Annotated in this window: 9 protein-coding genes; 6 read left to right on the plus strand and 3 right to left on the minus strand. The window is 60.2% G+C overall.

Annotation, left to right across the window (positions count from 1 at the left end; translation table 11 throughout):
- Positions 1-2 precede the first annotated feature (2 nt).
- Positions 3-1610 carry an MFS transporter gene (locus ACIQWO_RS16145; protein ID WP_402825913.1) on the minus strand — a complete coding sequence of 536 codons (1608 nt, stop codon included), beginning with the start codon at positions 1608-1610 and terminating at the stop codon, positions 3-5.
- Entirely contained in the window at positions 1588-2145 is a 558-nt protein-coding gene (locus ACIQWO_RS16150; RefSeq protein WP_402825916.1) for a heme-binding protein, read from the minus strand. Before ACIQWO_RS16150 ends, ACIQWO_RS16145 begins: the two co-directional genes overlap by 23 nt.
- Positions 2146-2371: 226 nt before the next feature.
- Here ACIQWO_RS16150 and ACIQWO_RS16155 point away from each other — a divergent pair, with 226 nt between their 5' ends.
- Complete coding sequence (locus ACIQWO_RS16155; RefSeq protein WP_402825919.1) at positions 2372-3280, plus strand: LysR family transcriptional regulator; 909 nt, start codon at positions 2372-2374, stop codon at positions 3278-3280.
- 17 nt (positions 3281-3297) lie between these two features.
- Here ACIQWO_RS16155 and ACIQWO_RS16160 read toward each other — a convergent pair whose 3' ends face one another.
- On the minus strand, positions 3298-5079 hold the full coding sequence (locus tag ACIQWO_RS16160) for a ShlB/FhaC/HecB family hemolysin secretion/activation protein (RefSeq protein ID WP_402825922.1): 1782 nt from the start codon (positions 5077-5079) through the stop codon (positions 3298-3300).
- Between the two features lie 232 nt (positions 5080-5311).
- Here ACIQWO_RS16160 and ACIQWO_RS16165 point away from each other — a divergent pair, with 232 nt between their 5' ends.
- The 5 genes from ACIQWO_RS16165 (at position 5312) to ACIQWO_RS16185 (ending at position 16212) form a co-directional block, all read left to right on the plus strand.
- Positions 5312-13297, plus strand: coding sequence for a hemagglutinin repeat-containing protein (locus tag ACIQWO_RS16165; RefSeq protein ID WP_402825925.1), 7986 nt, complete (start codon positions 5312-5314; stop codon positions 13295-13297).
- Between the two features lie 60 nt (positions 13298-13357).
- A complete protein-coding gene (locus ACIQWO_RS16170) occupies positions 13358-13615 on the plus strand; it encodes a hypothetical protein (protein WP_402825928.1) in 258 nt (85 codons plus the stop codon).
- A gap of 412 nt (positions 13616-14027) precedes the next feature.
- Positions 14028-14588, plus strand: coding sequence for a hypothetical protein (locus ACIQWO_RS16175; protein WP_402825931.1), 561 nt, complete (start codon positions 14028-14030; stop codon positions 14586-14588).
- Positions 14589-15284: 696 nt separating this feature from the next.
- Complete coding sequence (locus ACIQWO_RS16180; RefSeq protein WP_402825934.1) at positions 15285-15770, plus strand: hypothetical protein; 486 nt, start codon at positions 15285-15287, stop codon at positions 15768-15770.
- Between the two features lie 22 nt (positions 15771-15792).
- Entirely contained in the window at positions 15793-16212 is a 420-nt protein-coding gene (locus tag ACIQWO_RS16185) for a hypothetical protein (protein ID WP_402825937.1), read from the plus strand.
- Positions 16213-16217: the final 5 nt, after the last annotated feature.

Genomic DNA, 16217 nt, shown 5'->3' on the forward strand with positions numbered 1-16217 from the left:
ACTTACGACGCGCGGGACGCCGGTGCAACGCTGGCTTCCTCGACCTCCGCGCGGCCCATGCTCAGATGCACCGCTAACGCGCACAACACCGCGAATGCCCCGGCGGCGAGGAATGCGCCGCTGAAGCCGCTGGCGTACGCACTGCGGCCCGCGTCAAGCAGTGCATGACCGAGCGAGTCGGGATAGAGATGTAACGCCTGCGCGAAGTCGCCAGCGGAGATCGCATCCGCGAAGTCGAGCCGTGTGGCGAGATCGCTTTGCGCGCTGCCGACCAGCGCAGGAACGTGCGCGGCGACGCTGCGATGCACCCCCGCACTCAGCACTGCACCGAGCGCCGTGTAGCCGAGCAGAATGCCGGAGAAGCGGAACGTCGTGCTGATGCCCGACGCCATCCCCGCGCGATCCCGCGCAATCGTCCCCATGATGGCTTTCTGTGTCTCGCCGTTGAGCAACCCGCCGCCGCTGCCGAGCACGAACATCGCGACGGTCAGCGACAGCGCCGAGTGGGCGAGTCCCTGCGCCGACACGTACGCCATGGCGGCATTGCCCAGCCCTGTCAGCGCGAGTCCCAGCACGAGAATCCGGTGCGACGGCAGGCGCGCCGACAACCGCTTTCCGATCTGTGGGAGCAACAGCATCGCAATCGCGAAAGGCAGCATGGCGATGCCCGCACCTAGGACCGTTTCCCCTCGCGCGTTCTGGAGGAACTGCGGCAGCAGCGAAGCCATCACTTGCGCGCAGGCGGCGTACGAGAACATGGCGAGCGTGGCGCCCGCGAACGGCCACGAGCGGAACAGCGACAGATCGAGCATCGGCTGCGCACGCGAACGCTCCACACCCGCGAAGATCGCAAAGAGGACGGCACCGGCGGCGAAGCGCATCAGAATGCCCGGGCTGGTCCAGCCAGCGGCGGGTGCGGCGATCAACGCCCACGTCACGCAGAACATGGCGCTCGCGAACAGCGCGATGCCGGGGATGTCGACGCCCCGCTGGCCCTCTGCTTTCGACTCGGGAACGATGCGCACCACGGCCAGCGCAAGCGCAGCGCAGATCGGTACGTTGACGTGGAACGCCCAGCGCCAGCCGAGCGTGTCGCCGATCACACCGCCGATGAGCGGCGAGAGCACCATCGTCAGGCCCATCACCATGCCCCACAGCCCCCACGCCCGGGCACGCGCTTCTTTTTCATGGAAGCCGTGGCCGATGATGGCGAGCGCGGGGGCCAGCAGAAACGCTGCACCGACGCCCTGTGCCGCACGCGCAATGTAGAGCCACTGCGCGGTGGGCGACAGACCGCACGCGAGTGATGCCGCTGCGAAACCGGTGATGCCGCAGAGGAACACGCGACGACGCCCGAACCGGTCGGCGATGGACCCGGCGGGCAGCAACAGCGCGGCGAAGCACAGAACGTACGCACCGATCACCCATTGCACCTGCGCGAAGCTCGCATGCAGTTGCGCCGAGATCGTCGGCAAAACGACACCGACGACGTTGGTGTCGAGCACCGTCATCGCGCAGCCCGTGGATGCGGTGAGCAATAGCGCGAGGCTGCCCGTCGATGACGAGGCGGCGCTCGCGGTCGAGGCGTTATTGGGGTTTTGCGTTGCCATGTTGCGTGTCCGCTTGGATCAGACCGTCGAGCCCGGCCTTGGCGATTTCCTCGTCATGTTGCGGGGTATCGGCCGACACGCCGATGGCACCGACGACCGTGCCGTTCACGACGAGCGGCAGGCCACCGCGCATGAGGACGTAGCCCTGCGCAGTGCCGACAGCACGGCGTCCGCCGTTCACCGCGTCTTCCAGCACGCCGCTTGGGCGACGGAACAGCGCGGCAGTGCGCGCTTTACCCGGTGCGAGATCCACGCCAGCGGGGACGGCGGCGTTGTCCATACGGACCAGCGCGATGGGCAGACCGGCGGCGTCGACGACCGAGATCACGCACGGCCAGCCTTCCGAGGCGGCTTTCGTCTGTGCGGCGCGAATGACGTTTTGCGCAGCGTCCAACGTGAGGACCGGACGCGTAGGCAACTCGGCGGCACGCGACAGCAGCGGCGTTGCGCCAGCGCAAAGGGCGACCGTCATGGCGCAAAGCTGGGCGACGCGTCGCGGGGAACGGCGCAGGGCATCGGAAACGCGGATATTCATCGTCAAAAACTCCCGTAGTGAGTGAAGGATCGCTGCCGGAAATTCCGTCGAAATTCCACGTCGGACGACTGCGATTCGAGTGGGAGTATTCGACCACGCAGGGGGCTGGCCAGTCATTGCCGGGCGTCGGCGAAGTTATTAGGTATAACCTAATGAAATCGACAATGACGCCCGCTTTGCCGCGCGGTAGCATGGCCGGGAACGTCTAACAAACCGAGAGGATTCCGTGGAACTTCGGCACTTTCGCTACTTCGTGACGCTCGCGCAGACGCTGCACTTCGGACGCGCCGCGCAAGCACTGGATATCGCGGCTCCGACGCTCACCGTGCAGATTCAGGACATCGAACGCATGCTGGGTGTGCAGCTATTCGCGCGCAGTCGTCGCGATGTGCGTCTGACACCGGCCGGGGAGATGTTCCTGCTCGAGGCGAAGCAGGTGCTTGCGCAAGCCGAACGCGCCGTGCTGGCGGGGCAGCGTGCTGGACGCGGCGAGACGGGGCGGGTCGAAATCAGCTACGTCGGCTCGGCGGTGTACTCGGGCGTTCTGCAATCGCAACTGGCGACGTTCCGTCAGGCGTGGCCGGGGGTGATCGTCACCGCGCGCGAGGTGTCACAACACGAGTCGCCTGCCATGCTCGTGGACAATCGCATCGATATCGCACTGGTCCGGATGCCGATTAACCTTCACAACCGGCACCGCGCGCACGTGTTGTTCCGGGACAGCTTCTGTGTGGCGTTACCAGCGGGAAACCCGTTGGCGAAGCAGTCGGGCGCCATCGATGCCGAGTCGCTCGATGGCGAGCGTTTCATCAATCCGGAACAGACGCTGGGGACGTTCGAAGTGGCGCGTCGGGGGGGCTTCACGCCGGTGATCGGCTCCGCCCCCGGTTCGCTGATCGCAGTGCTGACGGCCGTGGCGCTGGGCGAGGGCGTGGCCATCGTGCCGGATGTCCTCGTCGGTGCGACGGCGATTCCCGGGGTCGTCTTCAAGCCGCTGGCGGGGCCGCCGATCCATTCGGAAATCTCGGCCGTGTTTCGCAGCTTCGAACCCTCACTGGCCGTGTCGAAGCTGATCGCGCAGTTGACACAGACGGCTGCGGTGACCTCGTACGCGTTGTTCGATACGGCAAGCTGAGCCGTACACACGCGGCGTTAATACTGTGCCGTGAGCGAGAAGCCGACCGTCGTGCGAGCCGTTTGAAACGACGAGGGCTTAACGATCGGCTTACCGGCAAAGAGCTCGCTGGCCACGAAGCCGAACGGCAGACGGGCGTTCGTCCGCACGCCGACGACGGCACCTGCCAATTGCGTTCCAGCGAGATACTGCGCATTCGGGCCACTTACGCGCCCGTAATCCGCGCCCGCGAACAGCGAAACATCGAACGCGCCGCCGCTCTTCATCGTCCACTGCAATTCGTTGCGCCAGTAAAACCCCCTCTCGGCGGCGAGCGACGATTCTCCGTCGAAACCCCGCACGGTGTAGCGGCTGCCGATAGACAGACTATCGATGTAATTCAGCGTGTCGCGGGTGAACTGGCCGCGAAACGTCGTCACGTACCGAAGCGGCAATTGCCCGAGCGGCATCAGAAGACTTGCGTCGAGGACGGTCACGCCGAACCGATAAGTGGGGCCGCCGGGAAATGAATTGTCTGCGGCTGCGCCGAATCCTGGAATGCCCCGTCGATAAGTGAGACTGCCGTCGAACTGTCCTGCGCCGATATAGCGCCGATTCGAGAGACCGAATTCGATGAACGTATGGTTGCGGTACTGCTGATCGATCTCGGTATCTTCAATAAAGCTTCGTCCGAAGCGTTTGCTCAGTCTCACATGCGCGCTGAGCACGCTTTGCTGACTGCGATGAAGCACGCGCGAGAGTTTGGCGTCCAGATTCTGCGACTCACCACTCGTCGTGAAGGTCTCGTTAATCCCGGCGATCTGTTGGTGGTATCGGTTCGTGTAGGCGGAGATGCTCGCCGTCCAATAGCCCCACGGTATCGAGTAGAAGGCGTTCCATCCATTCGATCCGAAGCGTTTGTCGGCGAATGCCAGATCGCGTGTCGCGCCCACGTTCAGGATGTCGTTCAGTCCTAGCGGGTTGTCGACGCCGAGTGCCACGTTGCCCATCAGTTTCCCGGTAGCGCGTGAGCCGCTGTTGTCGACGGACGTGACGACAGTCCAGCGCTTTGCACGGTCGACTTCGATCAGGACATCGCTCTCGCCCGGCACATCGGTCGGCACGATCTGCATCGTCACGTCCTGACTCGCAAGACGTTTCATCTGCTCAAGCCCTTGTTCGAGATCGCGCAGTTCCAGCAACGTGCCCGCCCCCGTCGGAAACGCCGTGCGCCAGGTGCCGTATTGCGACGGGTCGGAGAAACGAATCTCCCGAATCAGGCCCGGGACGAGCGAGAGTTTGAGCGTGCCGGACGAGAGGTCCTGCTCCGGAACAAGCACGCGCGTCGTGATGTAACCCTTCGCCAGAATGGCTTGCGTCAACCCGGTGGTGATTGCAGAAATGCCCCGGCTGCCGATGCAGCGGCCGCGATAGTGATCGAGCCAGCGCTGTGCGAAAGCAAACGGATCGAGGTCGAGCGACGAGGCTCCCGCAGCCTGCGCAGCCTCGGAAAGTGTGCTTGGCACTTCCAGCACCAATGTCTCGACGCGAAAACAGGGAGTTTCCTCAGGGATCGCTGGAAATCCCTGTGCGTCGGGCAGTTCGGAACGTACCCCCGGGGAGTCGATGGCCGCCGCGCGTTCCTGCGCCTGCCGTTGTTGCTCCAGAAGCTGCTGTTGACGGGCGTTGCTCGCCGCGGCGTCGACCGCGGGCGACAGCGTTTGTGCGCTGGCGAACGGCAGCAAGGGAGGGGACGACAGCGCCACTGCGCATAGCAGATGGCGGATCGTCGTGGGGGAACGACGCGAAGCGATTTTCATGATGAAGCGCATAAGTTAGGCGTCGAAATCTAATCGACGCCCCTCGCGTTCGTTCCTGTTGCGCGAATTTTTTGGGATGCAACCCAATTTGTTCCACTTTCTGAAGGAACGTCCCGCGACCAAACCGATACTCCGATCTTCAGAAAATTCCCGCCGGCGAAAGTTGGTATCCAAGACGCAAGACGTGGGGCTAAGACCCGCTCGCAATCGTCTTAAAAATCAAGAAGATCAGATGAACGCACACGTGAACGGGCAAGGCCGCAATGGGGTTCGGGGCAGTCGTGGGGAAGGAGGGTTGCAGCGCGCGATGGTTCGGGCGCTGGTGCTGGCTCAGGTCATTGCGCCGGTGGCAGCGCGCGCACAAGTGGTGGCCGCGCCGGGGGCCAATGGGCCGAGCGTGGTACAGACCGCGAATGGTTTGCAGCAGGTGAACATTACGGCGCCCACGGCTGCGGGGGTGTCGAAAAATGTGTACTCGCAGTTCGACGTGCCGCGTCAGGGTGTGATCCTGAATAATTCGTCGACGCTCGTGAATACGCAGCAGGCCGGGTACGTGAACGGCAACCCGAATCTCGCTCGCGACCAGTCGGCCCGCGTCATTCTGAATCAGGTCAACAGTCAGTCCCCGAGTCAATTGCGCGGGTATCTGGAAGTCGCTGGCAAAGCCGCGCAGGTGGTGGTGGCGAACAGCGCCGGAATACTGGTCGACGGCGGCGGCTTTATCAACACCACGCGTGGTGTGCTCACCACGGGCACGCCCATCATGGGGCCGGACGGTAGCCTCACGGGATATCAGGTCAACGGCGGACGGCTCGTGATTCAGGGCGACGGGCTGAACGCCCAGAACGTCGATCAGGTCGATCTCATCTCCCGTGCGGTGCAGGTCAACGCCGCGCTGCACGCCAAACAACTCAACGTAGTGACGGGGACGAATCGCGTCGATCACGAGCGTCTGACCGTGCAAAAGACGGCGGGCGATGCGGACGTGCCGGACGTTGCGCTGGACGTGGGGCAACTGGGCGGCATGTATGCGCAGCGTATCTTCCTGCAAGGCACCGAGAACGGCGTGGGCGTTTCGAATCGCGGTGTGATCGCCGCACACGCGGGCGATCTGACGCTCACGACCGAGGGCAAGCTTGTGAACGCCGGGCAAACGCTCGCCAGTGGAGCCATGACGATGGCCGCGCGAGCGCTCGATAACACGGGCGGAACGTTGGTCGCTGAGCGTCTCGATGTGATGCTCGACGGCGCACTCGTCAATCGTCAGGGATCGATCTCTGCGGGGGCGTCGACGATCACCGCCGCCGCGCTGGATAACGATAACGGCCGTTTGCACGCCGATGCGTTGTCGCTGACGGTATCGGGCGACGCGTCCAATCGTTCAGGGGAGATCAAGCAGTTTGGTGCATCGAATCAGACGATGAGGGTGGGTGGTGCGCTCGATAACACCGGCGGGACGATGGCGACGAACGCTGGATCGCTCGCCCTCGACGTGGGGCAGATGACAAACGATCGCGGGACCGTGAGTCATCTCGGCGAGGGGCAGTTCGCGTTGACGTCGTCAGGCGTCATTTCGAACCGCAACGGACTGGTGGGGACGCTCGGTGTACTTCGCACGACAGCGGCCTGGCTTAACAACACGGGCGGCGAACTTAGCGCGGCCGATGCGGTGCAGGTGTCGACGGCGGGGAATCTCGTCAATCGCGATGGCGGTGTCGTCTTCGGGGACAAGGGCCTCTCGGTGTCGGCGGGCGGTGATATCGACAATACGAGCGGTTCGATGCAATCGACCGGCGACGTGCACGTGAGCGCCAGCGGTGCACTGACCAACTCGGACGGGCGCGTCAGTGCGAACGGTGCGCACGACCGTTTGACGGTCTCCGCGCAGACCATCGATAACGCGTTGGGCCAGATAGTCAACGCGGGGGACGGCGATGCCGAAGTCGCCGCCGCAACGACGATCGACAACTCGGGTGGCACGCTGGGTGGCAACGGTCGGCTGAGTGTCGATGCGGCTTCCGTTGCCAACGTGGCGGGCGGCAAAGTGGTCGGCGGGGGCGATGTGGTGCTCGGCATTCGCGATGTGCTCGATAACACCGGCGGTCAAGTCTTCGGCGGCGCTTCGCTGACGATGACGCAGGGCGGCGCACGCGTGACGAATACGGACGGCGTCATGGAAAGCCGTGGCGACGTGGCCATGCAACTGGCGTCGCTCGATAACACGCGCGGTATCGTCCGCTCGAATCGGGACGTCAGTGTTGGCGGTGCGATGACCGGTGCCGGGCAGATGACCGCCGGTCGCGACCTGACGGTCGCGGCGAGCGGCGATTACGTGAATGCGTCGACGAACCGGTTGCGCGCCGATGGCGCGCTGACGGTGACGTCTAAGGGGCGCTTCGTCAACGATGGCGTGCTCGAAGCGCCGGGCACCCTCAACGTGCGCGCCGCGCAGATCGTCAACCGTGCGGGCGGTCTGATCAATGCAGCAACGACGCAGTTGAGCACCGACGGTCTGCTTTCGAACGAAGGCAATATCGGCGGCGATACGGTTCGTCTGAAGGCGAACACCTTCAACAATGTCTACGGTGTACTGGGCAACGATGTTCAGGTCGAGGCGGTTGACGTCGACAATGTCGGTCCGTCCGCGATCATGGGCGCGACGCGTCGGCTTGCCGTGTATGCGACCAACGCCGTGGTGAACCGCGACGGCGCGTTGCTGTACAGCATGGGCGATATCGAAATCGCGCGAGACGGCGTGCGCGACGCCACCGGGATGCTCGCCAATCAGTCGGCGCAGTTGACGAACAGCTCGGCGAGCATCGTCGCCGATGGCAATCTGGATATCGCTGCGCGCGTGGTGGACAACAAGCGCACCAGCGTCGTGACGCAAGCGGGTACGCCGCAGAGCGAGACGAAGACCTTCGGCTTGTGGACGGCCGGTCTGATCGGCGGCGACGAAACGTTGTGGCACGAAAGCAAGACGTTCCCCGAGTGGAGCTGGAACGCGGGGCATGCGCCCATCTCGTCGATGTTGCTCGAACGTCTGGCGCTTCCTGTGACGATCGAACTACCGAAATCGCAGGTGACGAATCTCGACATGGCGGCGATGACCTTCGGTCTGACGACGCCGATCATCGAAACCTATTCGGATGCGACGACGCAGGGTCTGGGGCCGTGCGATGACCACGGGAACTGTGCGCCCGGCACGAAGACGCGTGAGGTCGCAACGCGTGCCGTGCAGCACTTCAACGGTATCGTCGACAACGGTTCGACCTATCGCATTACGTTCTGGCCCGACTGGGACCCGGCCACGATGATTCGTCCTGACGAAGCCATCTCACGCGGTGACCTCGGCATCGATCAGCGCGACTACAACGAACTGAAGCGCGTTGTCACGACGACGCGCACGCGCGACGAACTGGTGAGTGCGTCGACCGAGGGCAAGCTTCAGGCGCAGGGCGCAATTCGCATCAATGCGGATGGTGGCGAGATACGTAACCAGTCGTCATTGATGACGGCAGGCGGCAACCTGATTCGTCGTGCGCAAGGCGGCGCGGTGCGTGATGAGGGCATCGCTTTGCAGGAGCGCATCGAGCAGTCGCAGATATCGACCTTCTACTGGCATCAGAAGTCTGGTGGCGATTCCGAGCAGCTCGACGTCGCGTATCCGGTGATGCCACTGCCGCCGACCACGGTCGCCTCGCTCCCGGCGATTGCCGTGGGCAATCAGACCGTGGAGACCAGCGGCCAGACGATCACGGTATCGAGCGTCGACCGGCAAGGAAGCACCGTCGGCGACACCGGTGTGACGGGCGGTAACGGTAGCGGGTCGGGACTTATCACCCTGCCGGGCGGCATTCCGGGACTGACGTTGCCGGGTAGTCCGTTGTACCAGTTGCGTCCGGCGCCGGAGCAAACTTATCTCGTTGCAACCGATCCTCGCTTCACGCAGTACGGAAAATTCATCTCCAGCGATTACATGCTCGACGCACTCGGGCTCGACCCGCAGAAAACGCAGAAGCGTCTTGGCGACGGGTTTTACGAAACGCAACTCGTGCGGGATCAGATCACGGCGCTCACTGGCAGGACGCTGCTTGGCGGCAACGCGGACTATCTCGCGCAGTACACGGCGCTGCTGGGCAATGGCGTGGCGTATGGCAAGCAGTTCGATCTGAGCGTGGGGGTTGGGTTGTCCGACGTGCAGATGCAGCAGTTGACGACCGATCTCGTCTGGCTTGTGTCGCAAGACGTCACGCTGCCGGACGGTTCAGTGCAGTCGGTTCTGGTGCCGAAGGTCTATCTAGCTCAGGCGAACACCGTCGATCTGGCGAGTACTGGCGCGTTGGTGGGTGGCGCAAGCGTGAAGCTTGCGGCAACGAGTGACATCCAGAATAGCGGACGCATTGTGAGCGATGTTGCGACGACCGTGCTGGGCGACGCCATCGTCAACTTCGGTTCTGTCGGCAGTCGTGGCACGACGGCGCTGGCGTCGTTGGGCGACATTCGCAACACGGGCGGTCGCATCGACGGCCAGGACGTCGTAGTGCGCGCGGGGCGCGATCTCATCAACGAATCGACCACGCTGACGCAAACGGCGGGGACGGACACCGGCGGGTTCGCCTCGAAAGCATCGGCGACATCGATCGGATCGGTTGGACTCATTACGGCGTCGAACAGTGCGACGCTCATCGCGAATCGCGACGTGACGCTCAATGCCGGTGCGGTCGCGAGCGATGGTTCGGTGACCATGGCCGCCGGGCGCGACATCCAGTTGAATACGCTCGCGGTGGGGCAGTCGCAAACCGTCGGCACTCGCGATGGCAAGAATGGCGGCAGCGATATCGTTACGCAGCACGTGGGGAGTGCGATTTCGTCGGGCGGCGATCTGACGACCGTGTCGGGGCGCGATACCACGCTCAATGCCGCCACGCTCAGTGCGGGCGAGAACGTGACGGTGATTGCGGGCAACGATGTGACGGTGAATGCCGCGACGGATTCGTACACGCACGATGCACGCTCGTACGGCGGGACGTTGAAGTTCGTCGATTCCACGCTCGACGAATCCGTGCGCGGCACGCAAGTCGTTGCGGGCAACAACGTGATCGTCGGCGCGGGGCAGACGGCGGTCGCCGGGGAGCTTCTCGGTGCTCACGGGGTGACACCGGTCGCGCAGACGTCCGGCACGGGCAACCTGACGATTCTAGGCTCGACTGTGGCTTCACAAGGCACGGGCACGGCGGCGCTGGCGGCGACGGGCGACATCACGATTGGCGCTGTGTCTGAAACGCACGATAGCTATCGCTGGCAACACAACAGCAGTTCGGGGTTCCTGTCGAAGTCGGAGGAAACGTCCGAAATGCGCTCGCATCAAACCGTTGCTGTGGGGTCGACCGTCTCCGCGGATGCGATTGGTATGACGGCGGGCAGGGACCTGAGCGTGATCGGCTCCACCGTGGTCGGCACGAATGACGTCGCCTTGCAGGCCGGGCGTGATCTGCGAATCGAGACGTCGGAGAACGTGAGCGAGAGCAGTTCGTTCCACGAGAAGAAGCACTCGGGCCTTGGGTCTTCAGGCGGCATCGGGATTTCCTATGGCAAGAACGAGGAGCGGCACAGAACCAACGACAGCAGTGTGACGCACACGGGCAGTCTTGTCGGAAGTCTGGACGGCAACGTCAGTCTGGTGGCGGGCGGGGATCTGTCGGTGCGCGGTAGCGATGTGATGGCGGGTGGTGACGTGACCGGTATCGGGCAAAACGTCTCCATCGAATCGGCGGTCAATCGGGTGCATCACGACGAGTCGCACGAGTACAAGAGTTCGGGCTTCACGCTGGCGCTGAAGTCGCCGGTCATCGATGCGGTGCAGAACGTCAACAGTCAGGTGAATGCAGCGGTGGATTCCGGCGGCGACGCGCGCGTGTCGGCGTTGCGCGGTTATGCGGCCGCGAGCGGCGCCTATGGTGCGGTGGGCGAGGCCGGTAAGGTGCTCGACACATTGGGTGCGGGCGGGATGCCGGAAGCGAAGGTGGAGCTTAGCTGGGGATCGTCGAGCAGCAAGTCGACGTCGTCGGTCGACAGCACGCAGAACGTGGCGAGTCAGATCAAAGCGGGCGGCACGGCGGCGTTCATTGCGACGGGCGATGCCGCGAGTGGCAAGGGCAACGTCAACGTCATCGGATCAAGCATCGATGCGAAGGACGTACTGCTGCAAGCGACGAATCAGGTGAACCTGCGTCACAGCACCGACACTGAGTCGACACGCAGCGAGAACGAATCGAAGAGCGGGAGTTTGGGGGTGTCGGTCGGTACGGGCGGCGTGGGGGTATCGGCGTCGGCGTCGCGAGGTAATGGCGATGCCAATTCGGATTCGACCTTCCAGAACAACACGCACATCAACGCGAGCAACACGGCGGTAATCGTGAGTGGTGGCGATACGAATATCGTCGGCGCGAACGTGAATGCCGATAAGGTGATTGCGCGCGTGGGCGGTGATCTGAACATCGCGAGCGTGCAGGACACGAGTGAGAGTTCAGCGCATCAACAGAGCATGAGCGGTGGATTGAATCTGAGTTCAGGCGGTGCGTCTGGGAGCTTCAGTTATTCGCGGGGTAATGCCAGCGCAAACTATGCGGGTGTGGTGGAGCAGTCGGGCATTCAGGCGGGGGCTGGCGGGTTCGACGTCGATGTGGCGGGCAACACGGACCTGAAGGGGGCGTACATCGCGAGTACGGCGGAGGCGTCGAAGAACCAGTTGACGACGGGCACGCTGACGTTCTCCGACATCGAGAATCACTCGGAATACAGCGCGAACAGCTTTGGCTTCGGTGGTGGATTTTCCATCGCGAATAGCGGCACTGAGAAGAAGACGACGGGCCCGACATCGGGCAAGAACAAGGGCGGCATATCCCCGATGCTGCCGCAGTTCGAGAGCGGTAGTGAGAGTGCGACGACGTACAGCGGCGTGAGCGAAGGCACGATCACGCTGACGGACGGAGCGAACCAGAAGCAGGACCTGGCGAGCCTTAAGCGCGACACGACGGATCTGAATGGGACGGTGAGCCGCACACCGGATTTGCAGGAGTTGCTGAACGACCAATCGCGCCTGATGTCGGCCGCGACGGCGGCGGGGGAAGCGGTCGCGAGGGATATCGGGACGTACGCGTCGAAGAAAGAGGATGAGGCACAGAAGCTTGCGGAAAAGACCACCGATCCGGAACTGAAAGCGCAATACGAGCAAGAAGCGGAGAACTGGAAGGAGGGCGGCGACTACCGAGCGCTGATGCACGCCGCTGGCGGCGCAATCGTAGCGGGCTTGGGCGGAGGCAATGCCTTGGGCGGTGCGCTAGGCGCTGGCGCGACGTCGAAGCTTGGCGACGTGCTGAACAAGCTGAGCGCCGACATCCAGAACTCACGCCCGACGGGAAATGCAGACGTCGATGAAGCACTGGCGCAGATTGTAGCGACAGGGATTGGAACGGCAGTGGGTGCAGCGGCGGGGGGAAGCTCGGGGGCGTTCACGGGGTTTAATACGGATCGGTTTAATCGGCAGTTGTACACGGAATACGGTGCCGATGAGCGAGTTCTGGCCAAGCACCTTGCGGAAAAGAGTAACGGCCGTTACACGCAGTCGGAAGTCGAGGATCAGCTGCGGCTGATGGGCGTTTCCAAGGACGGTGAGGGATATGTGCCAGTTGGCCTAGCTGAAGAGCTGAACGGACGCACACCAAGAGACCCGGGGGCGAGGTGGACCAACACCGGGATCATGAACGAAAACGGAACCGAGCTCGTCGTTCAATCACTTACGCAGCCAAATTACGCGCTTCAGGCATACATCATGGCGAATTACGGAACAGCGCTGCCGGGCCAGGTGCCGAGCAGTTTTGACTATGAGCCAACGCCTGTAAAGATGGACCTTCGCGGAGGCGTTGCCTATGTTGGAGATGGCATTGCCACTGGGTCGGGGCGAGCAGCTGCGACGTTTCAGGCGCTAGCAGCGTTTCCATCGCCTTACACCCGAGGATTTGCCTTGGCGGCATTTGCTGCCAGCGCAACGGAATTAGCGGCCAATGCGGTTGTGCAGATTGCGAAACCAGATGTCGGTCAGTATTGGGTGGACGGTGGCAGCGCATTCTTAGCCAGTCGCTTGTCTTCTAAGTATCCAATGGCCAGTCCTGTAATCAACGAGGTTGCAAATAAATTTAACGGAAGTGATTATTAAAAATTTCTGAAGGGATCGGTAAATTCTTGGTGGGGTAAGGTTGAGAATTAAGGAGGGATTGTGAAGGTAATAGAAAACGGAAATTTTTCTGGATGGGTCTGTACTTTTTTAATTTTTATTGGAATTCTTTTGTCTTGTTTTGTATTTAAATATGTTTCTCCGGGGCCGTTGGGCGTGTTTCTCGCACTACTTGGCTTTCTGATGATGGCCGTTGGTGGGCTGTCCAGTCGGGCAAGACTTTTGAATGTGCGACCTTTCGATAATGAATACAAAAAGGCTCGAAGAAGCTACGACGAAGAGCGAGAGGGTAAATCCTGAATTGCGAAATTGTGACGTGTTTGCGTATAGCCAACAGCGGAAAGGAGGAAAGACGAGAGATCCGAAGTTGGGCAAGAACAGGGGGCATATCCCCGATGCCGCTGCAGTCCGAGAGCGACAGTGAACACGCGGCGACTTACAGCGGCGTGCGCGAAGCCGCGATCACGCTGACACAGATGATGCGAACCTGAGCAGGATCTGGCGAACCTGAAGCGCGACACAACGGACCTGGACGCGACGGTAATCCGCACATCGGAATGAGGATTTATGGCAGATGTTGCCGTGAGTGGGTGTCTATCGCGATCTTAAATAAGTAAATTCATATATGTGATTATTTGGTGGTTGATTTCGTTAAATTAATTGATTGAATTTTTGAGTTATTGGGTGTGTGTTTTTGTGATTTATTAATAATATGAAAGAAATAATTGATTTTGATCGTGCTTTTTGGTTGTCGGGAAAAAATATGGTGGTGAAGAAAATTTTTAAAATCCGCGGGTTGATATTTATTCCAATATTTTCTTTGATGATGTCTGCTTGCATTTCGGTGTCAGTGGATGAAAGGCCTATTGCCCAGCAACGAGAGGATTTCGATCGAGCTTCGGCAGCACTGATCGGTGAATATTCAATTGTGGATAGTCGCAAAGATGATTTCTCGGTGACCTCGTTCACGGTGAGCGTCCGGGGCAATAATCTGATTGTCGTGGGGCACCAGAAGAGAGAGGATAATTTCATCATTACCGGAAAAGAGTGTAGCGGTAGGGATCGAGGAATAGGGAAATCAATATATTGCGGAAAAGAGTCTGGCGCAATTACGTACGTTAGTTTGGAGTTGTTGTATTACTCTAGATCAATTAATAGCGCATGGTCACCGTTCTCGAAGCCAGCGATGGATGTAAAGCCAGGGGATTACCTTCTCGAGTTCGGCACAAGAAATGGTCGGACTAGTTCATATTTGATTAAAAAGACTGGCTAGATTCCATGATCATATGGGCGTTGGTCATCCATATAAGACACCAAGATTGATATGGGGAATTGTTATTCATCGTTCGACTTTACGTCACTTTTTGGTAGTCTCGGCGGAGAATGTGGGTGCAATTAGGATGGTGCCGTCAGACTCGCAAGTAACTTGCTAATTTTAAATTGCAACTCCGATACATGATCAGGGAATTTCTTCGAGAAACGCCCGCGATCGCCGGTGTGGCACTAAGCACCGTTGCTCTCCCCATACACACGCTGCCCAATCTAGGTGCTTTTCCCAATCAATCGACGGCCGCACCACAGAACTCTGTGTGACATCCACGCCGTTTCAGTATGACTAATACGCTAAAGATCGATCGCGCATTGATCTTTGCGCTGTCGGACGATTTCGTTGAAGACGTCGCGCTAGTGCATATGATGCCAAAGTGCGCGGCGATTGAATTTCCGTTCTTGATGCAAGGGACGCTGACGGTGAATTTTCGGTGGATGCGCGCAGGTCGGCATCGACGTTGACGAAGAGCGTGAAACTACTGGAGTTGAGGCGGGCCGCCGACGCTCGTTCAAGTGGGGGCGAAAGATATCTTGAAGGACTTGGAAATTATTTATATATATTTTCTCTGCTCATCGGCGCGGCCGTGATCTCTTCGATGAGGTTATTTCCAACCCTGAGGCGAAATTTAGGTTGTGGTACATGAATCGCAAAAGAATCCTCTCATTGCCAGTTCGCAAAGAAATGAAGCTTGACAAGAATTTCGATAATTTCGTGGGCGACGATAGTTTCGCGTTTGCGGAGGTGGCGTGTTACTTGCTGGCGATGTTGAGCATTTTGGATGTGCTCATCTTGTTGGCAGGTGTCAGTCCGTACTCTCTGGATGATCGATTTTCCTCCGGGCAACGGTCGTTCATCCTCGCGATCGCCTTAATTTTCCAAATTTCCTCGGCCGCCTGTTACTACGCTATAGCCAGGCGTCTCTCCACGTGCACCATGTTGCTTTGGCGAGTGACGCTAGGCGTCTTCTTGCTGAATCTGATCTGGAGTGCGCAGTTAATGACCGTCAAACCCGGGCCGCTTCCGATGTTGCTGGGCATCCTCTCCGTTGGGGGAGTGATCTCGGTCGTGCGTGGACACAAGGCGATGCGGAAGTCGAGCGCTGTTGGGGCGAAGCGTCATGTTTGAGTAATGTGAGTGTTCGTTAAAAATGAAATCAAATAAAGATAATTTTCAGATTGCACAGATTGCTTTTTGCTATTTATGTGTAATTAACGTATTTGGTCTCTTGTTAATGTTACTTGAGGCAAATTATTCAGCGATTGACATGTCGTTGATGCAAAAGATTTCCGTGGTTGCGACGGTCATCGCAAACGCATCCCTCATGGCCCTCGGATTTTTCTTCTTGGCAATTAGCCTGGAACGCTGTACGAAAGTCATCTGGCGCATAGCGGTACTTGTGCTTTCTGTCGCAGTGATCGCTAATGTGCTTGCAACGCTAGCGCAACCGGCCATCATGCCCCTCTTGAACACTATCGTTTCGATTTCCGGTATCGCGTCATTGCTTTATGACCGAAAGGTGGTTTTCGGGAAGTCAGAAAGCGATACTTCGGGCGTCGTGCACGGCTGATATCC

It is taken from the genome of Pandoraea sp. NPDC090278 (genome assembly GCF_044772185.1).
Lineage (GTDB): Bacteria > Pseudomonadota > Gammaproteobacteria > Burkholderiales > Burkholderiaceae > Pandoraea.